We start from the raw sequence: 26,639 nt of genomic DNA, 5'->3' as shown, positions 1-26,639 counted from the left end.
GAGAATGCCGTTGTGACGGCCCGGCGCGGCAAGGGCATGACGCAAGCCTGACCATATTCCGGCGGTGGAATGAAGGCTTGTTCAGCCAGAGGGTTCCCAAAGGCTTCTCCCTCCCCTTCATAGGGAGGGATGATCGCGCGGCATCGGGGTGGAGATGTCCGAACTGCCCCACCCTGGCTCGCCAGAGGCTCGCCGTCCCTCCCCATGAAGGGGAGGGAGAGACAGTGGCGCTCAAGCGGCGAGAGACCGCGTCGCGAGCATAGCGCCCGTTGATCACATAGGCGGCGGTCCGGCCAGGATGTCGCGCTTGCCGGCGTGGTTGGCGGGGCTGACCACGCCTTCCTGTTCCATCCGCTCGATCAGCGAGGCGGCGCGGTTGTAGCCGATTTGCAGACGGCGCTGGATATAGCTGGTTGACGCCTTGCGATCGCGAGTGACCACGGCCACGGCCCGGTCATACAGGTCATCGCCCGAGCTGCCGCCCTCGTCGCCGAAGGCTGCGTCCCCGTCACCATCCGGGTCGTCGGTGATCAGGTCGATGTAGTCCGGCTCGGCCTGGCTGCGCAGATGGGCACAGACGGTCTCGACTTCCTGATCCGTCACGAACGGTCCGTGCAGGCGCGTGATCCGCCCGCCACCGGCCATATAGAGCATGTCGCCCTGACCCAGCAGCTGCTCGCCGCCCTGCTCGCCCAGGATGGTGCGGCTGTCGATCTTGGACGTAACCTGGAAGCTGATCCGGGTCGGGAAGTTGGCCTTGATGGTGCCGGTGATGACGTCGACCGACGGACGCTGGGTCGCCATGATCAGGTGGATGCCGGCGGCGCGTGCCATCTGGGCCAGGCGCTGGACCGCGCCCTCGACGTCCTTGCCGGCGACCAGCATCAGGTCCGCCATCTCGTCCATCACCACGACCAGATAGGGCATGGCCTCGGGGCGGATCTTCTCGCTCTCATAGACGGGGCGGCCCTGATCGTCGAAGCCGGTCTGGACCGTGCGTTCGAAATGCTCGCCCTTTTCCTGGGCGGCGCGGGCGCGCTCGTTATAGCTGGCGATGTTGCGGACCCCCAGTTTGGACATCCGCCGATAGCGGTCCTCCATCTCGCGCACGGTCCATTTCAGGGCGACGACCGCCTTCTTGGGATCGGTGACGACGGGGCTCAGCAGGTGCGGGATGCCGTCATAGACCGACAGTTCCAGCATCTTGGGGTCGATCATGATGAACCGGCACTCGGCCGGGCTCAGCCGGTACAGGATCGACAGGATCATGGCATTGACCCCGACCGACTTGCCCGAGCCGGTGGTGCCCGCGATCAGCAGGTGCGGCATGCGCGCCAGGTCGGCGACATAGGGCTCGCCGCCGATGGTCTCGCCCAGCGCCAGGGGCAGCAGATGGGCGGGCTTGTCATATTCGCTCGAGGCCAGGAGATCGCGCAGATAGACGGTCTCGCGCTTCAGATTGGGCAGTTCGATGCCGATGGCGTTGCGGCCCTGGACCACGCTGATGCGACAGGCGCGGGCGCTCATGGAGCGCGCGATGTCGTCGGACAGGGCCACGACGCGCCCGTGCTTCACGCCAGGGGCCGGGGCCAGTTCGTAGAGGGTGACCACCGGGCCGGGGCGGATCTGGTCGATCACGCCGCGCACGCCGAATTCCTGAAGCACGCCCTCCAGCAACTTGGCGTTCTGTTTCAGCGCTTCTTCATCCACCGAGGCCACGCGCTGGCCGGGCTTGGACAACATGCCCAGGGGCGGCAGGGAAAAGCCGCTGCGGTCACCCCCGAAGTCGAAGGCCTGCTGGCTGACGTCCACGTCACGTTTTGAGGGGCGCGGGGCCTTAGCGGCCGCGACGCGGGGCTCCGGCGCAGCCTGGGCGGAAGGTCGCGTTGCGGGCGGCGGCGGGGCGACCGGGGCAGTGGGCGCGCTCCAGGGCGGGGTCTGATCGTCCTCGGCCAAGGCCTCGGGCATCGGCTCCGGCTCAGGGGCCGGGCGGGGACGAGGGCGCGGTGCGCGGGGCGCAGGGGTCGGCGCGGGCGGGACACGCAGAGACCGGCCCCAGGCCAGTCCCTCCTGAATGTCCGACACCCTCAGGCCAATGGCATAGCCGATGCCCCACAGGCCCAGCGGCAGAAAGATCAAGGCCGACAGTAGGGCACCACCCGGAATGCCCAGGCTCTTGCAGCCCAGAACAATCAGGCCGGTCAGGCCGGTGCCCCAGAGGCCCCCCAGACCCGAGGCCAGGGGCCATTCGGCCGGCTGGGGCGCGGCCGACAGCGCCGCCGACAGCGCCAGCACGCCCCCGGTCGCGGCCAGAGACTTCAGCGGGGTGGGCTTCAGCCGGTGTTGCAAGGAATCGCCGATCGCCGTGGCCAGTCCGAACGCCAGGATCAGCAGGGCCGCAGGCCAGGCCGCCAGCCCCAGCGACTGCATGAAGATATCGGCGAACAGGGCTCCGTTCAGGCCCAGCCAATTGGTCGGGGCCGCGCCCGACACGGCGTTCAGGCTGGGATCCGCCGGGTTCCAGGAGAGCAGGGCCACGACCAGCAGGGCGGCCAGCAGGGCCTGAAACATGCCGCGAAAGCGGACGACGATCGGGGCGGACCAGACGATGCGGGCGCTGGACCAGACGCGGTGACCGATGGCGAGGGCGGCGGACATGGGCGCATTCCTTGCGGGACCGCCCCTGCCGGACGCTTGTCGTCCTTTGCGGCCCTGCGAACGAGGGGACCGCCCGTTGTGGCCGGATGAGGGTTAAGACCCTGTTTACCCCGTCTGTCCCGCCATGGCTTTTCCCCTGGACCGCGACGGGTTAGGCAGGGCCATGACCCAGGGCCCTTTGACCGGTGTGCGTGTTCTCGACCTGTCGCGAGTGCTGGCCGGACCATGGGCGACCCAGACCCTGGCCGACCTGGGGGCCGAGGTCATCAAGATCGAACGGCCCGGAACCGGTGACGACACCCGCGCCTGGGGCCCGCCCTTCACGACGCTTGCCGACGGCTCGCCCGGCGATGCCGCCTACTTTCTGTGCGCCAACCGGGGTAAGAAGTCGGTCGAACTGGACATTGCGACGGCCGAAGGCGCTGAGATCGTCCGTAAACTGATCGTCGACTGCGATGTTCTGGTCGAAAACTTCAAGACAGGGGGGCTGGCGAAGTACGGTCTGGACTTTGCGACCCTGTCGGTGATCAACCCGCGCCTGGTTTATTGCTCCATCACCGGCTTCGGTCAGGACGGGCCGGACGCGCACCGGGCCGGATACGATTACATGATCCAGGCTATGGGCGGCCTGATGTCCATCACCGGCCAACCGGACGGCACCCCCGGGGCCGAGCCGATGAAGGTCGGGGTCGCGGTGGTCGATCTGTTCACCGGCCTCTATGCGTCCAACGCCATCATGGCCGGGCTGTTGCATGCCCGAGCGACAGGGCAGGGTCAGCATATCGACATCGCCCTGTTCGACGTTCAGGCGGCGATGCTGGCCAATCAGGCGACCAACTATTTCGTTTCGGGCACGGCTCCGACCCGCATGGGCAATGCGCACCCTAACCTGGCCCCCTATCAGCCCTTTCCGTGCGCGGACGGTATGGTGGTGATCGCGGTCGGCAATGACGGACAGTTCCGAGCCCTGGCCCGCGCCTTGGGGGCCGAAGAGCTGGGTACGGACGCCCGCTTCGCGACCAATGCCCTGCGGATCAGCTATCGCAGCGAACTGACGGCCACGCTGTCAGCCTTGACGGCCGGACACTCTATGACGGGCCTGATGGCCGTTTTGGAAACAGCGGGCGTGCCTTGCGGCCCGGTCAATACGGTCGATCAGGTCTTTGCCGAGCCCCAGGCCCTGCATCGCGGGCTGGAGGTGACCCAGCGCCGCCCCGATCTGTCGGCCCCCGTCCGCACGGTGGCCAGCCCGATCCGCATGTCGAAGACGCCCGTGACCTATGACCGCCCGCCACCGGCGCTGGGGGCGGATACTGAGGCGGTGTTGGCGGGGCTGAGGCGTCAGGACTGACCCAGCGTCAATCGAAATTCGCCGTCATTCCGGGGCGCTCGCAGAGCGAACCCGGAACCCAGGAGGACATCTCCGACGGCAAGTGCATCCGGAGTGAGTGGCAGACCCCTGGGTTCCGGGTTCTTGGCTACGCCAAGCCCCGGAATGACGGATCAGGGGTAGATGTCGATTGATCTAGTCCAGCACTCCGGTGTGCTGCCAGGCCATCACCGCTGCGACCGCAAGGGTGTAGAGGCCGAACGCATGCAGGGTCTGGCGACGACCCTGGGCGGCGTCCTCGGTCAGCGGCCGATACCAGCGCTGGGCCCAGGTCAGGTATCCGGCCTGGACCGCCCAGGCGGTCAGGAAGGCCGGCACCGACCAGTGGCTGAGCCCTGCCAGCGCCACCCCCGACACCAGCACCGTCACGGCCCCGATCGCCAGGATGGCGTCGGCAGCGCGTTCGGCGGGCGGAGCCGGAAACAGCGCACCAAAGGTCCGCTCGAACCGCCAGTTGAAGACGGCCTGCTTCAGGGCCATCAGCCCCGCAAAGATGTAGAAGGCCCCCAGGAGCCGCGCCGCCCAGTCCATGCGGTCGGCTTAGCGTTCGCCGACGATCCGTGCGTCTGACGAAACCTGTCGTCAGTAACCGCCCATGGGGATGAGCAGGCAACTGGCCATCGACAGCAAGAGGAAGGCCAAGATCACGAACACCCCAGCCTTTTTTGACGTGCCCAGAACGCCGCGAATATCCTGTTCGTCCAGTTCACCGACCTTCCCGGCCACAGCGTCGATCTGCCAGTCACCGGTCTCATCGTCAGCATCCTCGAAGGCGCCGCTGCGGGCCTGGGCGATGATCTGGCGGGCCTCGACGATCTGATGATCGGGCGCAACGACGCGAACCCCACCGATCGCGATCAGCAGGTCGGGGTTCACGGTCGCCATGTCGCGATCGGGCAGCCGGGCGTCGATGCCGTGGCGCTTTAGCAGGGCCACGGCCAGTTCGCCTTCGGGCAGGGTGGAAAAGCGCGCGACTTCAAAAATGGCCACCGCGCGCCGCCTCTCTTACAGGTCCAGCAGCGCCCGCGCCGGGTCTTCCAGCAGTTCCTTGACCCGCACGAGGAAGGTGACGGCTTCCTTGCCGTCGACCAGGCGGTGGTCATAGCTGAGGGCGATGTACATCATCGGGCGGATCTTGACCTCGCCGTTGATGGCCATCGGGCGCTGGACGATGTTGTGCATGCCCAGGATGCCCGACTGCGGCGCATTCAGGATCGGCGTCGACATCAGCGACCCATAGGTGCCGCCGTTGGTGATGGTGAAGGTGCCGCCCTGCAACTGGTCCAGGGTCAGGTTGCCGTCGCGGGCCGCCTTGCCCAGTTCGCCGATGCCCTTTTCGATCCCGGCCAGGGACAGGGTGTCGGCATCGCGCAGGACCGGCACGACCAGGCCTTTGTCGGTGCCGACGGCGACGCCGATGTCATAGTGGTTCTTGTAGATGATGTCGGTGCCGTCGATCTCGGCATTAACCGCCGGGATTTCCTTCAGGGCGGCGACGACCGCCTTGGTGAAGAAGGACATGAAGCCCAGCTTCACGCCATGGCGCTTTTCGAACACCTCTTTGTATTGAGCGCGCAGGGCCATGACGTTGGTCATGTCCACCTCGTTGAAGGTGGTCAGCTGGGCGGCGGTGTTCTGGGATTCCTTCAGGCGGCGCGCGATCGTCTGGCGCAGACGGGTCATCTTGACCCGCTCCTCACGCGGCTGATCGGCGCGGGGCTGCGCCACCGGAGCGGCAGCGGCGGCAGCGGGGGCCGGCGCTGCGGCCGGGGCCGCTGCCGCCGTGCCGATGGCCGACAGGGCATCACCCTTCAGGATGCGTCCATCCTTGCCCGAGCCCTGGATGGCCTTCGGGTCCAGGTTGTTCTCGGTCACGATCCGCTTCACCGACGGCGACAGCGGGGTGTCCGAAGCCGGGGCCGAATACTGGGCCGAGCCCGAATTGGCCGAGCCGCTGTTGGCGGAGGGGGCGGCAGCGGTGCCGGAGGCCGAGACCCGGCCGATCACCTGGCCGGGCGTCACGGTTGCGCCGTCTGCAGCCACGATCTCGCTCAGCACGCCGTCGGCGGGCGAGGACACCTCGACGGCCACCTTGTCGGTCTCGATCTCGACCAGCAGTTCGTCCTTCTTCACCGCATCACCGGCCTTCTTCAGCCAGGTGCCGATGGTGCCCTCGGCCACGCTCTCACCCATGGTCGGCACCGCGATGTCGATGGCACCGGCCGCCGGGGCGGACGCGGCGGGGGCAGCCGCCTTCGGGGTTTCAGCAGCCGCCGGAGCCGCAGCGGGGGCAGCGGCCTTGGCGGTCGGGGCAGCGTCACTGGCCCCTTCGGTGACGACGCCCAGAACAGTGCCGGGGGTGACGGTCTCGCCGTCAGCGGCCTTGATGTCGCTCAGCACACCGTCGGCCGGGGCGACGACTTCGAGCGAAACCTTGTCCGTTTCCAGCTCGACCAGGATTTCGTCCTTCCGCACGGCGTCGCCGACCTTCTTGCTCCATTTGGCAATGGTCGCCTCGGTGACGGATTCACCCAGGGTGGGGGTAAGGATGTCGGCCATGGGTCGGTTCCGGTCTTTGATCTGTGGCGGTTAGGCGAGGGCTTCGGCGGTGAAGGCTTCGAGTTCTTTGAGGTGGCGGCTCATCTGGCCGGCGGCGGTCGAGGCGGAGGCCGGCCGTCCGACATAGCGGGGCCGTTTCGCCTTGACGTTCAGCTTGTCCAGGGTCAGCTCCAGCCACGGCTCGACGAAGGTCCAGCCGCCCATGTTCTTGGGCTCTTCCTGACACCAGACCAGTTCCGCGTTCGGGAATCGGGCCAGCTCAGTGGACAGCGACTTGATCGGCCACGGATAGAACTGTTCCAGCCGCAGCAGATAGATGTCCGTCACCCCGGCCTTCTCGCGCGCGTCGAGCAGGTCGTAATAGACCTTGCCCGAGCAAAGGATCACGCGGCGGATCGCGTTGTCGGCGGCGATGGTGATGCCCGACACCTCGGGCCGCGTCTGGGCATCGTCGTGCAGCACGCGGTGGAAGGAACTGCCCTCGGCCATGTCGGCCAGGGTGGACACCGCCTTCTTGTGCCGCAGCAGCGACTTGGGCGTCATGATGATCAGCGGCTTGCGGAACGGCCGGTGCATCTGGCGGCGCAGGATGTGGAAATAGTTGGCCGGGGTGGTGCAGTTGGCCACCTGGATATTGTCCTCGGCGCACTGTTGCAGGAACCGCTCCAGCCGGGCCGAAGAATGTTCCGGGCCCTGTCCTTCATAGCCGTGCGGCAACAGCATCGTCAGGCCGCACATCCGCAGCCATTTGCGCTCGCCCGAGGTGATGAACTGGTCGATGACGACCTGGGCCCCGTTCACGAAGTCGCCGAACTGCGCCTCCCACAGCACGAGGCTGTTCGGATCGGCCAGGGCATAGCCGTACTCAAAGCCCAGAACCGCTTCTTCGGACAGGGCCGAATCGATCACTTCGAACTGCGACTGCCTTTCGCCCAGGTTGTTTAGCGGGACGTAGCGGTCTTCGGTGGTCTGGTCGACGATGCCGGAGTGGCGCTGGCTGAAGGTACCGCGCACCGAATCCTGACCGGACAGGCGCACCGGGAAGCCTTCGTCCAACAGGCTGGCGAAGGCCAGGCTCTCGGCCGTCGCCCAATCGATGTTGGCACCGCTGTCGATGGTTTCGCGGCGGGCCTCCATGACGCGCTTCAGCGTCTTGTGGATGTCCACCTGGTTCGGAATCGTCGTCAGGCGGCGGCCCAGGTCGTGCAGCTTTTCGCGCGCGACGGCGGTCGAGCCGCGTCGCTCGTCGCCCTCGGGCAGGCCGATGCCCTGCCATTGACCGTCCAGCCAGTCGGCCTTGTCGGCCACGAAGGTTTTGCCGGCCTCGAACTGTTCATCCAGAAACTGTTCGAACCGCGCGATCTCGGCATCGACCGTGGCCTGGTCGATCACGCCCTCTTCGATCAGACGCCGCGAATAGATTTCGCGCGTGGACGGCTGCGCCTTGATCTTGGCGTACATCAGCGGCTGGGTGAAGGTCGGGTCGTCGCCCTCGTTGTGGCCGAAGCGGCGGTAGCAGAACATGTCCACCACCACGTCCTTGTTGAACTTCTGGCGGTATTCGGTGGCCACCTTGGCGGCAAAGACGACAGCCTCGGGATCGTCGCCGTTGACGTGGAAGATCGGGGCCTGAACCATCAGGGCCACGTCCGACGGATAGGGGCTGGACCGGCTGTTCCGCGGGCTGGTCGTGAAACCGATCTGGTTGTTGATCACGAAATGCATCGTGCCGCCGGTGCGGTAACCCTTCAGCCCCATCAGGGCGAAGCATTCGGCCACAACGCCCTGACCGGCAAAGGCCGCGTCGCCGTGGATCAGCACGGGCATGACCTTGGAGCGGTCCAGCACCCATTCGGCCTCGGGCTTGCCCGCATTGGCCTCACGGATGTCAAAGGCCTGTTTGGCGCGCGCCTTGCCCAGCACGACCGGATTGACGATTTCCAGGTGCGACGGATTGGCGGTCAGCGACAGATGGACGGTATTGCCGTCGAACTGCCGGTCCGAACTGGCCCCCATGTGGTATTTGACGTCGCCCGAACCCTCGATGTCGCTGGGTACGGTCGAGCCGCCCTGGAACTCGTGGAAGATGGCGCGATAGGGCTTGCCCATCACCGCGGCCAGCATGTTCAGACGACCACGGTGGGCCATGCCGAACACCATTTCGTCGACGCCCAGGTTGCCGCCGCGCTTGATGACCTGCTCCATGGCCGGAACCATGGCCTCGCCCCCGTCCAGGCCGAAACGCTTGGTGCCGGGGAACCGCTTGTGCAGGAACCGCTCGAAGCCCTCGGCTTCGATCAGCTTGTTCAGGATGGCGATCTTGCCTTCCTTGGTGAAGGCATTCTGTTCGAACTTGTCCGGGCCCTCGATCCGGGCCTGAAGCCAGGCCTTCTCCTCCGGCTCGGCGATATGCATGTACTGCACGCCGATGTTGCCGCAGTAGGTACGCTCCAGAAGGGCCAGAACCTCGCGGATCGTGCCGTACTCCAGGCCTAGAACTCCATCCAGGAAGATCGGACGGTCCAGGTCCTGCGGGCCGAAGCCATAGAATTCGGGTGTCAGCTCTGCATTTTCGACCGGCTTCTCGATGCCCAGCGGGTCCAGCTTGGCGTGCAGATGGCCACGCACCCGGTAGGTGCGAATCAGCATCAGGGCGCGGATGGAATCATGGGCCGCCGCACGGATGGCTTCCGCGCTGACCGGAACGGCTTCGGGGGCCGCAACCGGCGCAGCCGCCGCAGGCTTGCTGCCCGGCTTGGGCTTGGGCTCGGGCCAGCGGCCATCGAAGACACCGGTTTCCTCGGTGGGCTCGGTCACGCGCGACCGGCCCCATCCGCCGGCACCGGCCGATGCCTTCACCGTCGCGGCATTGTCGCGCAGCTGGTCGAAAAAGGCGCGCCATTCGCCGGGGACCGAGCCAGGATCGGCAGCCCAGGCTTCGTGCAGCCCCTCGATATAGGCGGCATTCGCCCCGTACAGAAAACTGGTCTCGGCAAAGACCTGATTCAGCCGACCGGCATCGTCCGCCATCGTTTCGTCCTTATGGGCCCCACGGTCACAACCGCGTGAAGCCTGCGGGCTTCATATAGGCGGTGTTTCCTTATCGGTCATGACCGAATGGGGGCAGAGAGGCGAGAAATTGGTCGAGTCCGACCCAAAAATGCAGCTGCGCTGATCGACCTGACGAAAATGCGTCATTCGACCGCATCCGTCGGTTCGGGAAGCCATGTGCTCATGGTGATGGAAACGCCAGAGAACCGCGTCTCGGCGACATAGGGGCTGCCGTCGGGAATGAAGCCGACGTGGATTTCGCCAGTGCCGGGATAGAGGGCGTGCACGTTCCAGGTGCCCGCCTGAATCTGACCCGGAAGGTCGACCGTCTGCACAGGCTCGGCACCGACCCAGGCCGTGACCGCCTCGGCGTTCACAGCTGCATCCGCCTCGAAGTCCCAAAGGCCGCAGCCCATCAGGGAGAGGACGTCGCGCTCTTCCCATTCCTGCAGAATACCGTCGCCGTCCGTGTCCTCGGCCTCGGCAAGGACGGCAGTCAGGCGGTTGAGCACGACGTAATACCGCCGCCCGTCCACGGTTCGGCCCCAGACGCTGAAGACGTTCTCCATCTGAAGGTCGGGGTCGACGGCCACGGCGCGCGCGCGGGCCAGGGTGCCGCTCAACTCGGCATGGTCGTCTTCGGCGACGGCATCCCACCCGTCACGGGCCAGGGCCTGGGCGGCAGCGGCCATGTCCTGACGATGCGGCAGACAGGCCTGGCGAAACAGGTCCAGCCGGGGGTCTGCCCCGTCCTGATGGGCGGAGGCCAGCGCCAGGGCCGCAATCATCTCCATCATCGCGGGGTCTCCTGATCTCGAAAGATCAGACGCTATCGCGACCTTAGCCTCCGCCGGACTGACAATATCCGACGGAGGCCTCGGCGGCAGTTAGCCCTTCAGCACTTCGACCAGGGTCTTGCCCAGGCGGGCGGGCGAGGGGGAGACCGCAATGCCGGCCGCCTCCATGGCTGCGATCTTGGATTCCGCATCGCCCTTGCCGCCGCTGACCACAGCACCGGCGTGGCCCATGGTGCGACCCTTGGGGGCGGTGCGGCCGGCGATAAAGCCCGCCATCGGCTTCTTGCGGCCCTTCTTGGCTTCGTCGATCAGGAACTGGGCGGCGTCTTCTTCGGCCCCGCCGCCGATTTCGCCGATCATGATGATGGAGTGGGTTTCCGGATCGGCCAGGAACAGTTCCAGCACGTCGATGAACTCGGTGCCCTTGACCGGGTCGCCCCCGATGCCAACCGCCGTGGTCTGGCCCAGACCCTCGTTCGTGGTCTGGAACACCGCTTCATAGGTCAGGGTGCCCGAGCGCGAGACGATGCCGACGTTGCCCTTCTTGAAGATGGAGCCGGGCATGATGCCGATCTTGCACTCGTCCGGCGTCATGATGCCCGGGCAGTTGGGGCCCAGCAGGCGGGACTTGGAGCCCTCCAGCCGACGCTTGACGCGCACCATGTCCAGCACCGGAATGCCCTCGGTGATGCAGGTGATGAAGGGGATTTCCGCTTCGATCGCCTCAATGATGGCATCGGCCGCGCCCGCCGGCGGCACATAGATGACCGAGGCGTCAGCACCGGTGGCGTCCTTGGCCTCGGCGACCGAAGCATAGATGGGCAGGGTTTCGCCGTGCGAGCCGGTCCAGGTCTGGCCGCCCTTGGCCGGGTGGACGCCGCCGACCATCTGGGTGCCGTGATAGGCCAGGGCCTGTTCGGTGTGGAAGCCGCCGGTCTTGCCGGTCAGGCCCTGGACGATGATCTTGGTGTTGCGGTCGACGAGAATGGACATAACGGTTCGCTTCTTTTGCTACGCGGGAAGGAAGGGGTTTTCGACGCGGACCGACCCATAGGTCTGCCCGTGGTTGAGGTTTTCGGAATAGACGACCTTGGCGCCCAGGCGTTCAGCGGCCGCGATGATGGCCGCATCCCAATAGGAGATCCGGTAGCGTTCCGACAGCGCGACGGCGGCGAGCACAAGGGGCGGATCGATTGACTGGCAGGGCTTCTTGGCCAGTGTCCTGACCCAGCGGGCCGCGGTTTCCATCGACAGGGGACGGACGCCCTTTTGCGTCGCGAGGCTGAAGAACTCAGCCAGCACCTGGCCGGACGTGCCGTAGCGTCCTTGAAGGATGATGTTGCGGGCAATCTCCCGCTTTTCTGGTGCGACGCGGCGACCCTGAGCGGCATAGATCAGGATGTGGGTGTCGAGGAAAACTTCAGCCCCTGCGATCAAACCGAGGCCCCGCTGTAGGTCTCTTCGCGATCGAACGTCCAGTCGCCCATGTCGCCGTCGGAGTCGTCGATCAGTTTGAGCAGTTCCTGGGTTGCTTCATCGTGTTCAACTTCCTGCTCAACCAGTCGCGTCAGGAAGCCTCGCACCATCTCATTAACGCTGGTGCGCTTCATGGCCGCCAGGACGCGCACCTTGTCGAGCAGGTCGTCGTCGATCGCCAGGGTCAGGTTGCGGGTCATGGCCGGAGTCCACGGGTTACGTGGAGCACATAACCCGTGTGACCCGCCGCGGCAATGCGCGGTTTAGAAGGCGGGGCGCATGTACATGATCATGGTGGCCCCTTCGAGCAGCTGCTCATCGTTCATCATGACGATGTGCAGGTCGCCGTTCAGCGCCGCCTGGGTCATGGCCGCCTCGGTCGGCCGGATGGCGGTCAGGCGGGTGCCGTCGCGATTGAAGGCATAGCCCATCATGCCTTGGTCGTTCAGCGAGGGATGGGTGTCCATGTTCAGCCAGCGTTGAACGAACGGGCGCGGGTCGGGCTTCACCGCCGTATTGGTCTCGAAGTTCCCGCCCATGACGGCACAGACGGTCATGTCCATCTCGCTGGCACCGGGGCCGACGCTTTCGGACATGGAGCCGACCATCAGGATGCTGAGGTCGCCGTTGTCCTCGGCATTCATCATAGCCGTGACGTTTTCAAAGGGATTCTGGGGGTCGCTGGTGAACAGCTCGGACGGAATCTTGGCCCAGCCTGCGGCCTCGGCCTGAACCAGGGCGCGCTGGCTGTCGCCTGCACCGTCGCCGCACAGCGTCTTGAAATGGCCGAACAGAACCGAGGTCTCCTGCGCCTGGGCCGGAACCGCCAGCAGGGAGACCGCGACCGCCGGGATCGCCAGAAACTTGAACATGCTACACCCCATCGTCGGCGGACATGCCGACCATGCAACTGTTCTATCAGGCGTTCCCGGAGCTCGCTACCTTGGCCGGAGCGTGATTAGCCCACCGCCTTCACGATCTTCTGCGCGGCGTCGTCCAGGTCGTCGGCGGAGGTGATGGCCAGGCCGCTTTCGTTCAAAATCTTCTTGCCCAGCTCGACATTGGTGCCTTCCAGGCGGACGACCAGCGGCACCTTCAGGCCCACTTCCTTCACGGCGGCGACGACGCCTTCGGCGATCACGTCGCACTTCATGATGCCGCCGAAGATGTTGACCAGGATGCCCCGGACGTTCGGGTCGGCCGTAATGATCTTGAAGGCCGCCGCGACCTTCTCCTTGCCGGCACCGCCGCCGACGTCACAGAAGTTGGCGGGTTCCTTGCCGTACAGCTTGATGATGTCCATCGTCGCCATGGCCAGGCCCGCGCCGTTGACCATGCAGCCGATGTTGCCGTCCAGGGCGACATAGGCCAGGTCCCACTCAGACGCTTCGATCTCCTTGGCGTCTTCCTCGGTTTCGTCGCGCAGCGCCTTGATGTCCTCGTGGCGGAACAGGGCGTTGCCGTCGAAGCTGACCTTGGCGTCCAGGACGCGCAGGTGGCCGTTCTTCATGACGATCAGAGGGTTCACCTCCAGCATCGCCATGTCCTTCTCGACAAAGGCTTTGTACAGGATGGGGAACAGCGACTTGCCGTCCTCGGCCGCCGCGCCGGTCAGGCCGTAGGCGGCGTTGATGGCGGCGACATCGGCGTCGGTCACGCCCGTTTCCGGGTCGATGACGATGGTCTGGATCTTCTCGGGCGTGTCGTGGGCGACGGCCTCGATATCCATGCCGCCTTCGGTCGAAATCACATAGGCGATGCGGCCGTGGGCGCGGTCGACCAGCAGCGAGCAGTAAAGTTCGCGGTCAATATCGGCCCCGTCCTCGATGTAGAGCCGGTTGACCTGCTTGCCCTGTTCGCCCGTCTGGGCGGTCACCAGGGTGTTGCCCAGCATTTCCTTGGCATGCTTGACCACGTCCTCGATCGAGAAGGCCAGGCGCACGCCGCCCTTGGCCTCGGGCGTCAGCTCCTTGAAGAAGCCCTTGCCGCGGCCGCCCGCGTGGATCTGGGATTTCACGACATAGAGCGGTCCCGGCAGCTGGCGGGCCGCAGCCTCGGCCTGATCGACCGAGGTGATGGCGACCCCTTCGGCAACCGGCGCGCCGAAGCTCTTCAGAACCTGCTTGGCCTGGTATTCGTGGATGTTCATGGGAAGGGCCCGCCGCTACGAGTGAAAAATCGTGGGTGGCTTATAGGCGCGCCCTCTTCGCAGGTGCAACCGTCTGCGGTGTCGTCAGGCGACTTCGGAAACGGAAGTGGCCACCGGCGACAGGTCCTGTTGCGGCGAGATGTAGTCGGCCATGGCGTCGAACTCTTCCAGGAAGACGGCGCGCATGTCGTCGGCCTCCATGATGACTTCGTGGCGGGCACCGGCCACCTCGACATAGCGGCCGCGTCCCAGGCGGCGGGCCGCCCATTTGGCCGACTGCTTCCAGACCCGGTCGTCCTCTGCCGACTGCACGATCGAGACCGGAATCCGCACGGATTTCAGGGCCTTGGGCTTCAGCGCCCGTTCGCCAGCGTCGATGGCAAAGGCCAGCCAGCCCCAGGTCGGCCCACCGACCGCAAGGTGCGGACAGGCATAGAGCTGCTGCCGCCACAGCTCATAGCGAGTTTCGTCCGACGTCAGGGCGTCCTTCTCGAAGGTGTGGTCGAAGGGATCGTCTGGATCGTCCAGCACATAGTCGCCGCCCTTGCCGTGACGCAGGTTCCAGCGCACGGCCAGCTTGACCGACCACATCGACCGCTTGCCGGTCTTGACCCGCAGCATCGGGCTGGAGAGCAGGGCTCCGGCGATCCGGCTTTCTCCGGCTTCCAGCGACAGCAGATTCAGCACCCCGCCCATGGAATGGCCGACCGAAATCCACGGCTTGGGGGCGCGGGACTCGAAGGCGTCGAGCAGGCGGGCGTGGTCGTCGAGAAACTCTTCCACCGCCCGGGCATGGCCTTTCAGGCGGTCGGGCAGCAGCCGGGCCGACAGGCCCTGGCCGCGCCAGTCGTGGGCCAGGACGCAGAAGCCGCGCGCCAGGAAATTGCCGATCACCTCGAAATATTTCTCGATCGGCTCGGTCCGTCCCGGGCTGACGATCACGGTGCCGCGGGGCTTGGCGGCAACCAGGGCCGAGGGCGTCCAGAAGGCGGCGCGCAGGCGCAGGCCCCCGGCGCCACGGAACCATTCCCCCTGACCTCCGGGAGGCGCAGCGGCGCCCGGAACGCCCATCAAGGGCGCATTGGCGGCATAGGCGGCGGCTCGTGTCACTCGGGCTTCCTGAACTTCAACGTCATACGGTCACTTTCGCCGATCGCATCCAGAGCTGCCCGTTCCTCGGGCGTCAGAACGCGGTCCGGCCCCTGCGACCGACGGGTAGGCGGCAGGGAGTCCACGCCGAACGGATGATCGCGGGTATCCGTTTCATTCGCGTTGATTTCCGATGCCGCGACGAAGATGAAGCCGGCCTCGGCCCCCAGCTGCTTGACGAACGCCTCCTGCACATAGCCGTTGGCCGCGGCCGGATCCTGATCGGCCTCGGGCGACAGGCGGTGCTGCTCGATTCCCAGAATGCCGCCGGGCCGCAGGGCCGCATAGGCGTCGGCAAAGGCCTTTTCGGCGATCCCGGCCGCCATCCAGGCGTGGATGTTGCGCATGAACAGCACCAGATCGGCCGTTCCGGCAGGGGCCACAGGGCCGCTGGTCGGGCCAAAGGCGGTGAACTCGATCTCGCCATACAGGCGCCGGTCCGCATCGAAGCGCTGCTGAAACGCATTCATCAGCGCGGTCTGGGCCGGATCGGACCCGGGGCCCGTCTCGAAGCCGGCCGCATAATACTTGCCCTCGCCCTCGTGCAGGTAGGGGGCCAGGATCTCGGTGTACCAGCCGCTGCCCGGCCAGAAGTCGACGACCGTCATCCGAGGCTGCAGGCCGAAGAACCGCAGGGTTTCCATCGGATGGCGGGCCTCGTCGCGGATCCGATCCTGGGCGCGCCAAGGGCCCTGGACAGCCCACTCCAGCGAACCCTTCGGCGGGCCGACCGGGGCATCGGGGTCCGCCGGCTCGGCAGCATTGCGATTGCAGCCGGACAAGGTGGCCAGCGCCGCCGCCGACACGCCCAGCAGCACCGATCGCCGATCCGGGCGGAAGGCGGTGCCGATGCGAGGTTTGGTCGCCGATGGATCACCCATGCCCATTCCTCATACCGTGACCCCGACCCGACCGGATCGAACCGGCCGAGGCTGGCTTAACCACGTTCACGGGCGTCGTCAAAACCCCAGGCCCAACCACCGCCTTATTCCGGCTTGCGGAACCGCAGGGTCATCCGGTCGCTCTCGCCGATGGCGTCATAGGTGGCGCGTTCCTCGGGCGTGAGGGTGCGGCCATCCTGGCTGTCGCGCCGAACCGGCGGCAGGGTCCATACGCCGAACGGGTGGTCGCGGTCGTCAGCGGGGTTGGCGTTCAGCTCGCTGCGGCCGTCCAGGACGAAGCCTGCGGCCTGGGCCGCCTTGATGACATAGCTCTCGGGCACATAGCCGGTCGGCGCCGTGTCCGCGACATTCAGTCCGTCGACGGAGCGATGCTGCTCGACGGCCAGGATGCCGCCGGGCTTCAGGGCCGCAAAGAAGGCCGCCAGATAGGCCTCGGTCCGTCCGCCGCGTGCCCAGTTGTGAAAGCCCCGGGCCGTCAGGACCATGTCCGCCGTACCCGGCTCGACGCCCATGCTCTCCAGCGGGCGATTGACCGCGACATAGGTGCCGCCCGTCGCGGCGGCATAGGGTTGAAGGATACCGGTCCACCAGCCCCCGCGGCCAGGCTCGATCTCCACCACGGTCAGACCGGGCCGCAGACCCCAGAACGTCAGGCTCTCATAGGGGTGACGATAGACGTCGCGCGCGCGGTCGGCCTCGGAGCGGGTGGTCGAGGCGATGGCGGCGGTGAGGGCGGCGTCCTCGGAGGGGCTGGGCGGCTGCATGGCCAGGCCTTCGCGGGCCCCGTGACCGGCGTGCGGGTCCTGGGCCAGGGCGGCCGGGGCGGCAACGGCGCCGCAGAGGGCGAGGGCAGTGGCGAGGGCGATCCGGCGCATGGGTGTCTCCGAAGGTCGATCCGATTGAGGCCGAGACCCTAATGGGGTTCGCGCCGAGGGCAAGTGACGTTACCGACGCGCCCCCTTGACGTCCCGGGATGGCTTCCCAAATCAGCGCTCGAGGGCGCCGATGTCGGGCCCTTGCAGACCGACGGGGCCGCATGACGGGCCGCCGGGCTGACCTCCCACCGCCGTCCGGGGCGAAAAACGCCGGGCGGCTCAACCTTGCTGATCCCTCAGGAGGATGACCATGCGTACTTATGATTTCACCCCGCTGTACCGTTCCGCCGTCGGCTTCGACCGTCTGGCCGGATTGCTGGAAAGCGCCGCGCGCACCAGCCAGGAGAATGGCTGGCCGCCCTACAACATCGAGACGACGGGCGAGAACGCCTATCGGATCGAGATTGCGGTCGCCGGGTTCAAGCCCGAGGAACTGAACCTCGAGGTCAAGGAAAACCTGCTGACCGTCACCGGGCGGAAAACCGCCAACGACGATGGTGCCGAGCGGACCTATCTGCATCGCGGACTGGCCGAGCGCGACTTTGAACGCCGGTTCCAGCTGGCGGACTATGTGGTCGTGACCGAGGCCAATCTGGTCAACGGCCTGCTGTCGATCTCGCTGAAGCGCGAACTGCCCGAGGCGCTGAAGCCGCGCCGGATCGAGATCGGGACCACAGCCACCCCGCTGATCGAAGGCAAGGCCGACAAGGCCGCCTGATCGATCGCGCGATTGACTGACGAAGGAGGGGCGGCGCCCAGGCGTCGCCCCTTTTTCTTGCCTTCAGATTGCGGCCCTGGACGAGGCGGCCCTATCGTCCGGATCGTCATGCAGTGCGCCCAGATCGCCCCGCTCCCTGGCCTTCCGGCCGTAGACCAGTTCGAACAGGGGCGAGGCCATCAGGGTGGTGACGATGGCCATCAGCACCAGCATCGAGAATAGGGCCGGTCCGATGATGCCGCGTTGCAGGCCGATGTTGATGATGATCAGCTCCATCAGGCCGCGCGCATTCATCAGGGCGCCGATGCCCATGGCCGTAGCATTGTCCTGACCCGTCAGCCTTGCCGCGCCATAGCAGGCCAGGCCCTTGGCCGCGATCGAGGCGATCAACACCATCGCCGTCACCCCCAGCAGACCGAAACTGTTGACCAGGGTCAGCTGGGTATTCAGCCCCGAAAAGGTGAAGAACATCGGCAGCAGAACGACCACGGCGAAGGGCTCCAGCTGTTTCTTAACCTCGGTGCTCAGCACGCCGCGCGGCATGACGCAGCCCAGGATGAAGCCGCCGAACACCGCGTGGATGCCGAGCCAGTCCATGGCAAAGGCGCTGAGCATGAACAGGATCAGCACGATCCCCAAGGTCCCCATCGACACCTTGCCTTCGCGCTCGACCCGGCGGCCTAGCGGGGCCAGCAGCCGCGGCGCAACGGTCAACATGAAGACGACAAAGGCGATGCCGCCCAGGATCGCCTTGATCGCCACGGGCGCACCGTCGCCGAAAGTGGCCAGCACGACCGCCAGCACGCACCAGGCGGCGGCATCGTCGATCGCCCCCGCCGACAGCGACAGGGCTCCCAGCGGCGAGGCGCTCAGGCCCCGCTCATGGATGATCCGCGCCAGCATGGGAAAGGCGGTGATGGCGATACAGGCCCCGGTGAACAGGATGGCCTGGGTGGAGTTGATCCCCTGTCCGAACAGGCCCTGGCTCAGCAGCCACGGACCCAGCGCCACCGCCACCAGGAAGGGGGCCGCCATGCCGGCCAGAGACACGGCAAAGGCGCTCTTGGCGTTCTGCTTGAAGTGGTCGCTGCGGAAACCCAGGCCGACCAGGAACATATAGAGGCCGACACCCAGCTGGGCCCCGACGAACAGCACGGCCTTGGATTCCGGCGGAAAGATGAAGCCCTGGATCTGCGGGGCCAGCAGGCCGAACAGCGACGGGCCCAGGATGACGCCCGCGATCATCTCGCCGACAACCTGGGGCTGACCCAGCCAGCGGTGTGCCGCCCAGCCGACCAGGCGGCAGGTGGCGATGATCACCGCCATCTGCAGAAAGAAGGCGATGCTCAGTTCGGCCGGCGTCATGGCTGGTTTCCACCCGGAGGTGTCCGCTGTTCGGACATTGTGTCGCACTTAGGTGTGCCCGTACGTCTCGGGCAAGGGCAGAAGCCTCCCGCCGGGATCACATGACGTTAACGCTACCGGCGATGGGTTTAGGCGGCTTTCGCCGCCATCGGGGCCAGCCCCACTGCCGCTCTCTGCCCATCGTCCAGGCGGGCCAGGTTGATCGAGGCGCCGGTCAGGTCGGCCTGATCCAGCCGCGCTTCGCTCAAGTCGGCGTCGTCCAGCCGGGCATAGCGCAGGATCGCGCCGGTCAGGACGACCGCCATGGATCGTCCTGCGCTCAGCGGCAGCGGACTCATCATCGCCCCGCGCAGATCGGCCATGTTCAGCAAGGCCCCGCCCATCCGCGCGCCGCGCAAATCCGCGCCGCGCAGGTCGGCCCCGCGAAGGTCCGCCCCCTCGAAATTGGCACCCTGCAAGGCCAGACCCCGAAGGTCCAACCCCACAAGACAGGCCCCCTTGGCGCTCATGGCCGAGAGTTTGAGGCCCGTCAGCTTTCCGGCCAGGGGGCGCAGGTCCTCGCCGTCGAACACGGCAGGCTGGCCGAGGACCCCGCCGCTCTCGGCCCAGGCATTGGCGTCCAGCGCCAGTTCGAACAGGGCCTTGGCCTTCTGGATCGCGTCCGGGGCGGGGTTGCGCAGGCTGCCGGTCATATCGGTGCGCTCGACCCGGGCGGTCTCCAGGGCGACGTCGGTCAGAACGGCTCCGACCATCTTCGCGCCAGACAGATTGGCCCCGTCCACGGCCGCGCCCTGCATCATGGCCCCCGACAGGTCGGCATCCTTCAGATTGGCTCCGGTCAGGCGCGCGCCGCGCATTGAACAGTCGGTGAAGTCCGCCTTCTGCGCGCTGAAGCCGTCGAACGACACCTCATCCAGCCGCGCCCCGGCAAAGCGGGCCCCGTCGGCGACGCCCTGGCGAGTTTCGTGCTTGACCGATTGCAGACCCTTTTGGGCATGGGGGATGGCGATGACGCCCTCGCGGAAGTCGGCGCCGGTCAGGTCCGCGTCCTGCAGGTCGGCCCCGCGCAGGCAGGCCCCGCGAAGGTCGGCGCGCCGCAGGTCGGCCCCGGTGAAATCGGCCGCCTTCAGGTCGCAGCAGAACAGCACGGCTCGCGCCAGCCTGGCTCTGGAAAGACGGGCGCCTTCCAGCGAGCAGCCGCTGAAATCGGCCTCTTCCAGATTGCGCCCGGACAGGTCCAGACCGCGCAGGTCCACAAATTTCAACGACAGCCGCCGCCCGCCCGGCCGCCCCTCGGCGAACCGCTCATGCGCGGTAATAAACAGATTGAGGTCACCCTGGCTGAGGGGGCGGCGCTGGAAACTCATCGGCTTGCCTCTGAGGAGTTCAGACCCTGTGCGCCGGTCACGATCGCGCCGGTCAGGTCGGTGTGTCGCAGGGATGCGCCGTGCAAAATGGCCTTGCTGAGTTCCGCGCGGCTCAGGTTGGCCTGTCGCAGATCCGCCCCCGACAGATCGGCACCGCGCAGGCAGGCTCCGCTCATGTCGGCGGGCAGCAGCCGCTCGGCCGACAGCATCAGAGGACCGAGCTGCGCCTGACGTAGGTCGGCGCCGTTCAGTCGCGCCCCGGCCAGGCGCGCCCCGCGCAGATCGGCTCGGCGCAGGTTGCAGGCCCGCAGGTCCGCTCCTTCCAGATGCGCGCCCTGAAGCTGCACCCCCTCCATATCCAGGCCGTAGAAGACGCCGCCACGTGCTGAAAGCGCCGTCAGATTGAACCCTCGGATGGATTTCAGTGCCCTCAGGTCCACCCCATCGAACACGGAGGGCTGCCCTTCCGCCCCACCCGTTTCGCACCAGGTGGCATGGTCCCTCAGCATGTCGGCCGCCGGCAGGCGACCCAAGGGGGATCCTCCCGAGCGATCGTCCGTCAGGGCCCCATCCATATTGGCCCCATCGGCCCGCCACAGGGTGCAGTTGGCACCGACCAGCACGGCATCGCGCATGTCGGCTCCGGACAGATCGGCTCCAGACAGATCGGCGCCAGCAAGGTCGGCCCCCTTGAATGTCGCCTGCTTCAGATTGGCCCGGACGAGCTTGCAATCCTTCATCACCGCATCGGTGAAATCGGCGGCGACCGCGACGACGCCCGTCATCTTGGATCTCTGGAGATTGGCTCCGGCCAGACAGGCCCCCTGGGCCTGGGTCGCGTTGCGGGCCCGTGCCTCGACCACGCGAAAGCCCAGACGGGGATCGGCGGCGGCAATGGTGCCTTCGCGCAGATCGGCCTCGAAAAGGTCGGCCCCGGACAGGTCCGCGCCGCGCAGACAGGCTCCTCTCAGATCGGCCCGGCGCAACTGGGCATCCACCAGGACGGCGTCCTGCATGTCGGCTCCGAAAAAGGTGGCGTTGTCCAGGCGCGCGCCCGTCAGATCGGTTCCGATCATGCAGGCAGCGGCGAAATCGGCATCGGCCAGATTGCGACCGCGAAGGTCCAGGCCGGACAGATCCATCCAGGCAAAGACCGCTCTGGCACCGCCGGGCCGTGCAGACCACAGGCGGTCGTGGCGGGCGCAGATCGCGTCCAGCTCCTGCTGATTAAGTCGTCTTCTGACGACGGGTTCTGCCATTCCCGACATGGCCGCACTCTGACATGGGCCGCTTAAGGAAGGGTTTGAGGTCTTGAAGTCACGCCGCAGGGGAAACCCGGGCGCTCAGGCCCGGGCCCAGCGCTGCCCTCTAAAGGCCGGCAAAGGTGTCGCAGGTCGCCGGGTCGCCGGACTGAAACCCGCGTCTCAGCCATTCCACCCGCTGTTCGGAGGACCCGTGGGTGAAGCTGTCGGGCGAGACCCGGCCGCCGCCGCGGCTCTGGATCGCGTCGTCGCCGATGGCCGAAGCGGTCCGCAGGCCTTCCTCCAGATCACCCGGTTCCAATGCCACCTGACCGTTCGAGACGCCGGCAGCGTTGCGGGCCCACACTCCCGCGTAGCAGTCGGCCTGAAGCTCCAGCGCCACCGAATAGCGGTTGCCCTCCGCCTGGCTGGACGCCCGCTGCTGAGCCGAGCGGACCTGGGCGGACGTGCCTGTGAGGGTCTGGACGTGATGGCCGAACTCATGGGCGATCACATAGGCCTTGGCGAAGTCGGCCCCTGAGGCCCCCAGCTGGGTCTGCATCTGCTGCCAGAAGCCCAGGTCCAGATAGACGGTCCTGTCGGACGGGCAATAGAAGGGCCCCATGGCCGCCTGACCATAGCCGCAGCCGGTGTTGGTGCCGCTTTCGTAAAGCACGACCGTAGGCGGCTCATAGCCCATCAGCTGCGCCGTCCAGACGTCGTTGATGTTGCCGCCGATCACATCGACGAACTGACCGGCCTGATCTTGGGGGGTGCCCTCGACCCCCGCCTCGCTGCTGCCGACGCCGCCGAACTGGCTGGCCAGCTGTGTCGTGGTCGACGGATCGATGCCGAAAAACAGATAGCCGAGGATCGCCAGCACACCGACGCCGAGGCCGCCGCCTGCCAGTGCACCCCCGCCCATACCGCGCCGATCGGAGATTCCGCCGCCACCGCGACGCCCACCCTGCCACTTCATCTCGTTGTCTCCCCGTCCCTGACTTCAGGCTAGGCCGAAACGCAGCGGTTGGGGAAGGGATGCAGGACCCTGAACAGGATCAGCGGCGACGGTCCAGCCAGTCGTCGATCTGGGTGGTCTCGCGGGCGACGGTGCGGCGTCGCTGGGTCGCGGCCTCGCGTTCGCGCCGCTCCTGTTCGGGTGACGCCAGGGGAGCCTCGTCATAGCCGGGCGACAGAGGCGGTTGCCGGGACGCCTGGATTTCCAGAACCGTCAGCCGGGCCTCCGACTGATGCGCCCGCGCCTCCGCCGCACGCTGGTCGGACAGGGCCCGCTGGCGATCCATTTCATAGCGATGGCTGTCGCCGACGGTCGCGTCCGGCCACGGGTGACCATAGGGACGCGACTGCGCCGCGGCCGCCCCAGCAGCGGCCGATACGATCAGAGCGGTAAGAAGAACCAGCGCTCGCATCTGTTCAGAATGGTCCCGGCGGGGCCCATCAGCAAGCGGAGCGGTTCGCTCAGGCTTCGGCCTTCACCTTGGCCGCCAGCTGTGCCTGGTGCGCGCGCATGCCCTCGGCGATCAGCTCGGCGGCTTCGCCCGCATCGCCCCAGCGCTTCACCCTGACCGACTTGTTCTTCTCCAGGTCCTTGTACCGGGTGAAGAAGTGCTCGATCTGCTCGACCAGGATCGCCGGCAGCTGACGATAGCTGGCGATGTCGGTGTAATAGGGGTTCAGCTTGTCGACCGGCACGGCCAGGATCTTGTCGTCGCCGCCGGCCTCGTCTTCCATCATCAGCACACCGATTGGGCGCGAGCGGATGACGCAGCCCGGAACGACCGGCGACGGGTTCAGCACGATCACGTCGCAGGGGTCGCCGTCATCGGCCAGGGTGTGGGGCACAAAGCCATAGTTGCCCGGATAGTACATCGCGGTGTGCAGGAAGCGGTCGACGAACAGGGCACCGGAGTCCTTGTCCATCTCGTACTTCACCGGCAGGCCGCCCTGCGGGATCTCGATCACGACGTTCAGGTCCCAGGGCGGGTTCGGGCCGACGGGAATGGCGTCGAGGTTCATGGCGGGCTCTTGTGCACTGCGAGATCAGGTGACGGGCGTGATAGGCGCAGCGCTCGCCGGGAGCAAGACCTACGCAGGCCGACAGCCTCTTGCCTTTGCAGGTCCCGTCACGGCATTTCCTGCCTATGACCGCTTTCGACTGGACCGCCCTGGTCCTCTTCTTTGTCTGCTGGCTGGGTTACGACCCCCTCATGCGGCTGCTGGCGCGCAAGAGCGGGTCATTGAACGACGACATGACCGTGGTGCGCCGGGTGTGGATGACGGCCATGACCCATCGCGAGATCAAGCTGGTCGACAGCCAGCTGATGGGTCACAGCATCAACTCCGCCTCCTTCTTCGCCTCGACCAATCTGCTGCTGGTGGCGGCGGTGGCCAGCGTGCTGTTCGGGGGCGAGGGGGTTTTGATGGGCTTTGCAGCGGTCGGGGCCGAGAACACGCCGCTGAAGCTGTTGGAGATCAAGCTGGCCCTGGTGATGCTCTGCCTGATCCGCGGCCTGCTCGACTTCATCTGGGCGCTTCGTCAGATGAACTACACCCTGGCGCTGATCGGAGCCGCGCCAGAGATCGAGTCCGAGACGGATCGCATCGCCTTTGGGCAAGCGGCGTCGGATCTGCTGAACCCGGCGCTCGCGGCCTTCAGCCAGGGCGTGCGGGCCTATTATTTCGCCCTGGCTGCAGCGGCCTGGCTCTTCGGGCCACTATGGCTGGCGGTCGGGGTGCTTTCGGCCTTTTCCCTGCTGGTCTATCGCCAGGCTGCCTCGCCAGCCGCGCGCGCCATTCGTCAGGCCCGGCGGCTGCTCGGTCCCGAGTGATTTTGCACTGCAACATTTCGCAGACGCGATAAGAGCACGATCTGGGCAGTGAAACCGGTTACGCGCCCGCAATCTGCGACGAAAGTCGTAACTCTGCGTGATCGTCAGACCGAATTTGCCGCTTGACGGATTGTGCGCTGCAACCTAACTTGACCTTCGACGCTTTGGCGTCTTGCCCTTCCTGGGCGTTTCCTCCCTATAGACTTCAAACCGCGGTTTCGGCCGCGGTTTTTTTTGTCTTCAGCGCACCAGGCCGTCGATGTCGGTCGTCAGGGCGGTGATGACCCTCTCCAGGCCCTTGCTACAGCGCGACCAGCCCAGGCCGGGCTCCAGGGTCGCCTCGTCCAGATAGAGGGCGCGGTTCAGTTCGACCTGAATCGCCCAGAAGCCTTCTGGCGGCCGGCCCCAGGTCTGCGTGGCATAGCCTCCGGCATAGGGCCGGTTCAGGGCTACGCGCCAGCCGAGGCCTTCGAACAGGGCGCGCAGCCGTCGGGTCAGACGCGCCGGACACGAGGTTCCGTGACGATCGCCCAGTACAATGTCCGCACCGCCGTCCCCGCCGGTCGCGCGTGAGGGCATGGAATGCCAATCGATCAGTACCGCCACACCATGCCGCGCCTGTGCTCCCTGCATCAGCTCGGCCAGGGCGCGATGATAGGGCCTGTGCACGCGCGCCACGCGATCAAGGGCTTCAGCCTGAGGCAATCGCCGATCGTAAAGCCTATGCCCGTCTCCGGTCAGGCGGGGCACCACGCCATAGCCGGCCTGGGCCCGCGTCGAGACGGGACCCGGCGGGCAGTCCTCGATCAGCAGAGGATCCCATTCGTCCGCTCGTCGGTTCAGATCGAGATAGGTGCGCGCGATCCGGCCAGCCAGGAGGGTTGCTCCGTGCTGAGGTCCCGACGCCACCAGCCGATCGACCAGCGCGTCCTCCGCACTTCGCAGCGCGGTGACCGGCAAGGCCGCAGGGCGCAGGTCCGGCGGATAGACCGAACCGGAATGCGGCGAGGCGAACACCAGCGGTGTCTCCCGAGCCGCCGTGATGATCTCGAAGGCGGCCTGTCCCCCACATTCGAGATCGGTTGTCGCGTCTTCGTTCATCCTGCCGCCATAGCGCGTTTCGCGGTCCGCGCGAGGGGGGTTGCGTCTGCGTAACGGGGGATGAATGGTCCGCGTCAGTCCGGCTTTTCACGCGCGGTTTACCGTTCGGCGTCTAGCGTCCGGCATCGACGACGGGGTTTTCAAGGCATGGCGCGTATCCTTCTGGCGGAAGACGATGGGTCGCTGCGCGGCTTCCTGACCCGCGCGCTCGAACGTGCCGGACACCAGGTCGTGGATTGCGAGAACGGCGACGATGCGATCGATGCGCTGGAAGACGGCCCCTATGATCTGCTGCTGACGGACATCGTCATGCCGGGGGCCGACGGGATCGAGGTGGCGCGGGTCGCCGCCGCCCGCCAGCCTGGCCTGCGGATCATGTTCATCACCGGATTTGCCGCCGTCGCCCTGACGGCGGCCCAGGCCAGCCCCCAGGCCAAGGTGCTGTCCAAGCCGGTCCATCTGCGGGACCTGGTCGGCGAGGTCGAGCGGATGATCGCCGCCTGATCCTGCGGCCCGTCCCGCCACGCTTGGCGTGCCTCCACCCCAGGGCTAGGCTGCGTCCACCGTTCGACGGATGGAGCCGATGATAAGTCTGATTCTGACCCTGCTGATCGCTCCGCCCCAGGATGCGCCTGCGGACGTGGGCCGCGCCACCTTCACCGCCGGGGTCTGCGGCAGTCTGGGTTGGATCGTGGACCCGGCTGAAAGCGCACGGATGGGTGAGGCGTCGGCCTTGGCCGCTATGGACGACCAGTCCGCCGGTGACCCCGTGGCCGAAGCGCGCGCTGCCGCACGGGCAGTAGAGGCGGAGTTCACGGCCGAGTTCGAGACGGTCACCGACCAGGCCGCCTTCCGGACCTGGGCGGTAATGATCGAGGCCCGGTGCGACGCGACGGCGGAGGCTTATCCGAATCTGCTGCGCCGGGGGCCCGATACCGCTGCAGAGTGGGCCGTCCTGCAGGAACGAGCCCTTTCGCGCCTTCAGCCGTGAG

At 66.6% G+C, this 26,639-nt stretch carries 26 protein-coding genes; 5 read left to right on the top strand and 21 right to left on the bottom strand.

Annotated features, from left to right (window positions below; genetic code table 11):
- Positions 1 to 273 precede the first annotated feature (273 nt).
- Positions 274 to 2,658: an FtsK/SpoIIIE family DNA translocase gene (locus JIP62_RS07440; protein ID WP_201104395.1), complete on the bottom strand. Its 2,385-nt coding sequence runs from the start codon at positions 2,656 to 2,658 to the stop codon at positions 274 to 276.
- Between the two features lie 163 nt (positions 2,659 to 2,821).
- Here JIP62_RS07440 and JIP62_RS07435 point away from each other — a divergent pair, with 163 nt between their 5' ends.
- On the top strand, positions 2,822 to 4,009 hold the full coding sequence (locus JIP62_RS07435; RefSeq protein ID WP_201104394.1) for a CaiB/BaiF CoA transferase family protein: 1,188 nt from the start codon (positions 2,822 to 2,824) through the stop codon (positions 4,007 to 4,009).
- A 174-nt stretch (positions 4,010 to 4,183) separates the two neighbouring features.
- Here JIP62_RS07435 and JIP62_RS07430 read toward each other — a convergent pair whose 3' ends face one another.
- The 13 genes from JIP62_RS07430 to JIP62_RS07370 form a co-directional block, all read right to left on the bottom strand.
- On the bottom strand, positions 4,184 to 4,579 hold the full coding sequence (locus JIP62_RS07430; protein WP_201104393.1) for a hypothetical protein: 396 nt from the start codon (positions 4,577 to 4,579) through the stop codon (positions 4,184 to 4,186).
- Between the two features lie 51 nt (positions 4,580 to 4,630).
- Entirely contained in the window at positions 4,631 to 5,038 is a 408-nt protein-coding gene (locus JIP62_RS07425) for a hypothetical protein (RefSeq protein ID WP_201104392.1), read from the bottom strand.
- Between the two features lie 15 nt (positions 5,039 to 5,053).
- On the bottom strand, positions 5,054 to 6,607 hold the full coding sequence (gene odhB, locus JIP62_RS07420; RefSeq protein ID WP_201104391.1) for a 2-oxoglutarate dehydrogenase complex dihydrolipoyllysine-residue succinyltransferase: 1,554 nt from the start codon (positions 6,605 to 6,607) through the stop codon (positions 5,054 to 5,056).
- Positions 6,608 to 6,637: 30 nt separating this feature from the next.
- Positions 6,638 to 9,637 carry a 2-oxoglutarate dehydrogenase E1 component gene (locus JIP62_RS07415; protein WP_201104390.1) on the bottom strand — a complete coding sequence of 1,000 codons (3,000 nt, stop codon included), beginning with the start codon at positions 9,635 to 9,637 and terminating at the stop codon, positions 6,638 to 6,640.
- A 164-nt stretch (positions 9,638 to 9,801) separates the two neighbouring features.
- Entirely contained in the window at positions 9,802 to 10,455 is a 654-nt protein-coding gene (locus JIP62_RS07410; protein ID WP_201104389.1) for a hypothetical protein, read from the bottom strand.
- A gap of 90 nt (positions 10,456 to 10,545) precedes the next feature.
- Entirely contained in the window at positions 10,546 to 11,448 is a 903-nt protein-coding gene (gene sucD, locus JIP62_RS07405) for a succinate--CoA ligase subunit alpha (protein ID WP_201104388.1), read from the bottom strand.
- Positions 11,449 to 11,466: 18 nt separating this feature from the next.
- Positions 11,467 to 11,892, bottom strand: coding sequence for a PIN domain-containing protein (locus JIP62_RS07400; RefSeq protein ID WP_201104386.1), 426 nt, complete (start codon positions 11,890 to 11,892; stop codon positions 11,467 to 11,469).
- Positions 11,889 to 12,131 carry a DUF6364 family protein gene (locus JIP62_RS07395; RefSeq protein ID WP_201104384.1) on the bottom strand — a complete coding sequence of 81 codons (243 nt, stop codon included), beginning with the start codon at positions 12,129 to 12,131 and terminating at the stop codon, positions 11,889 to 11,891. The genes JIP62_RS07400 and JIP62_RS07395 overlap by 4 nt, the downstream gene beginning before the upstream one ends.
- A 63-nt stretch (positions 12,132 to 12,194) precedes the next feature.
- Positions 12,195 to 12,803 carry a hypothetical protein gene (locus tag JIP62_RS07390; protein WP_201104382.1) on the bottom strand — a complete coding sequence of 203 codons (609 nt, stop codon included), beginning with the start codon at positions 12,801 to 12,803 and terminating at the stop codon, positions 12,195 to 12,197.
- Between the two features lie 86 nt (positions 12,804 to 12,889).
- Positions 12,890 to 14,080 (bottom strand): ADP-forming succinate--CoA ligase subunit beta, encoded by a 1,191-nt coding sequence (gene sucC / locus JIP62_RS07385; RefSeq protein WP_201104380.1) that lies wholly within the window; start codon positions 14,078 to 14,080, stop codon positions 12,890 to 12,892.
- Between the two features lie 84 nt (positions 14,081 to 14,164).
- Positions 14,165 to 15,190 carry an alpha/beta fold hydrolase gene (locus tag JIP62_RS07380; RefSeq protein ID WP_201104378.1) on the bottom strand — a complete coding sequence of 342 codons (1,026 nt, stop codon included), beginning with the start codon at positions 15,188 to 15,190 and terminating at the stop codon, positions 14,165 to 14,167.
- Positions 15,187 to 16,110, bottom strand: coding sequence for a class I SAM-dependent methyltransferase (locus JIP62_RS07375; RefSeq protein WP_201104376.1), 924 nt, complete (start codon positions 16,108 to 16,110; stop codon positions 15,187 to 15,189). Before JIP62_RS07375 ends, JIP62_RS07380 begins: the two co-directional genes overlap by 4 nt.
- Positions 16,111 to 16,214: 104 nt before the next feature.
- Entirely contained in the window at positions 16,215 to 17,006 is a 792-nt protein-coding gene (locus JIP62_RS07370) for a class I SAM-dependent methyltransferase (RefSeq protein WP_201104374.1), read from the bottom strand.
- Between the two features lie 250 nt (positions 17,007 to 17,256).
- On the opposite strand from JIP62_RS07370, the gene JIP62_RS07365 reads away from it, so the two are divergent.
- Entirely contained in the window at positions 17,257 to 17,724 is a 468-nt protein-coding gene (locus JIP62_RS07365) for an Hsp20 family protein (RefSeq protein WP_201104373.1), read from the top strand.
- Positions 17,725 to 17,787: 63 nt separating this feature from the next.
- On the opposite strand, the gene JIP62_RS07360 is transcribed toward JIP62_RS07365, so the two are convergent.
- The 6 genes from JIP62_RS07360 to ppa form a co-directional block, all read right to left on the bottom strand.
- The gene (locus JIP62_RS07360; protein WP_230974895.1) at positions 17,788 to 19,089 is read right to left on the bottom strand and encodes a cation:proton antiporter; all 1,302 of its coding nucleotides are present in this window, start codon (positions 19,087 to 19,089) and stop codon (positions 17,788 to 17,790) included.
- A 128-nt stretch (positions 19,090 to 19,217) separates the two neighbouring features.
- Positions 19,218 to 20,456, bottom strand: a complete 1,239-nt coding sequence (locus tag JIP62_RS07355; RefSeq protein WP_201104371.1) for a pentapeptide repeat-containing protein — start codon at positions 20,454 to 20,456, stop codon at positions 19,218 to 19,220.
- Positions 20,453 to 21,724, bottom strand: coding sequence for a pentapeptide repeat-containing protein (locus tag JIP62_RS07350; RefSeq protein ID WP_201104369.1), 1,272 nt, complete (start codon positions 21,722 to 21,724; stop codon positions 20,453 to 20,455). The genes JIP62_RS07355 and JIP62_RS07350 overlap by 4 nt, the downstream gene beginning before the upstream one ends.
- 100 nt (positions 21,725 to 21,824) lie before the next feature.
- On the bottom strand, positions 21,825 to 22,676 hold the full coding sequence (ypfJ, locus tag JIP62_RS07345; protein ID WP_201104368.1) for a KPN_02809 family neutral zinc metallopeptidase: 852 nt from the start codon (positions 22,674 to 22,676) through the stop codon (positions 21,825 to 21,827).
- Positions 22,677 to 22,755: 79 nt separating this feature from the next.
- Complete coding sequence (locus JIP62_RS07340) at positions 22,756 to 23,127, bottom strand: hypothetical protein (RefSeq protein WP_201104366.1); 372 nt, start codon at positions 23,125 to 23,127, stop codon at positions 22,756 to 22,758.
- 49 nt (positions 23,128 to 23,176) lie between these two features.
- The gene (gene ppa / locus JIP62_RS07335) at positions 23,177 to 23,734 is read right to left on the bottom strand and encodes an inorganic diphosphatase (protein WP_201104364.1); all 558 of its coding nucleotides are present in this window, start codon (positions 23,732 to 23,734) and stop codon (positions 23,177 to 23,179) included.
- A 125-nt stretch (positions 23,735 to 23,859) separates the two neighbouring features.
- Here ppa and JIP62_RS07330 point away from each other — a divergent pair, with 125 nt between their 5' ends.
- Positions 23,860 to 24,546, top strand: a complete 687-nt coding sequence (locus JIP62_RS07330; protein ID WP_201104362.1) for a DUF599 domain-containing protein — start codon at positions 23,860 to 23,862, stop codon at positions 24,544 to 24,546.
- A gap of 240 nt (positions 24,547 to 24,786) precedes the next feature.
- Here JIP62_RS07330 and JIP62_RS07325 read toward each other — a convergent pair whose 3' ends face one another.
- A complete protein-coding gene (locus JIP62_RS07325) occupies positions 24,787 to 25,647 on the bottom strand; it encodes an N-formylglutamate amidohydrolase (protein WP_201104360.1) in 861 nt (286 codons plus the stop codon).
- A 147-nt stretch (positions 25,648 to 25,794) separates the two neighbouring features.
- Between JIP62_RS07325 and cpdR the strand changes: the two genes are divergently transcribed.
- Entirely contained in the window at positions 25,795 to 26,151 is a 357-nt protein-coding gene (cpdR, locus tag JIP62_RS07320) for a cell cycle two-component system response regulator CpdR (protein ID WP_201104358.1), read from the top strand.
- 79 nt (positions 26,152 to 26,230) lie between these two features.
- Positions 26,231 to 26,638 carry a hypothetical protein gene (locus JIP62_RS07315; RefSeq protein WP_201104356.1) on the top strand — a complete coding sequence of 136 codons (408 nt, stop codon included), beginning with the start codon at positions 26,231 to 26,233 and terminating at the stop codon, positions 26,636 to 26,638.
- The last annotated feature ends 1 nt before the right edge of the window (position 26,639 follow it).

Source organism: Brevundimonas vitisensis (assembly GCF_016656965.1).
Classification (GTDB): domain Bacteria; phylum Pseudomonadota; class Alphaproteobacteria; order Caulobacterales; family Caulobacteraceae; genus Brevundimonas; species Brevundimonas vitisensis.
Note: the sequence above shows the minus strand (reverse complement) of the source record. Positions and strands in the feature narration are given on the sequence as shown.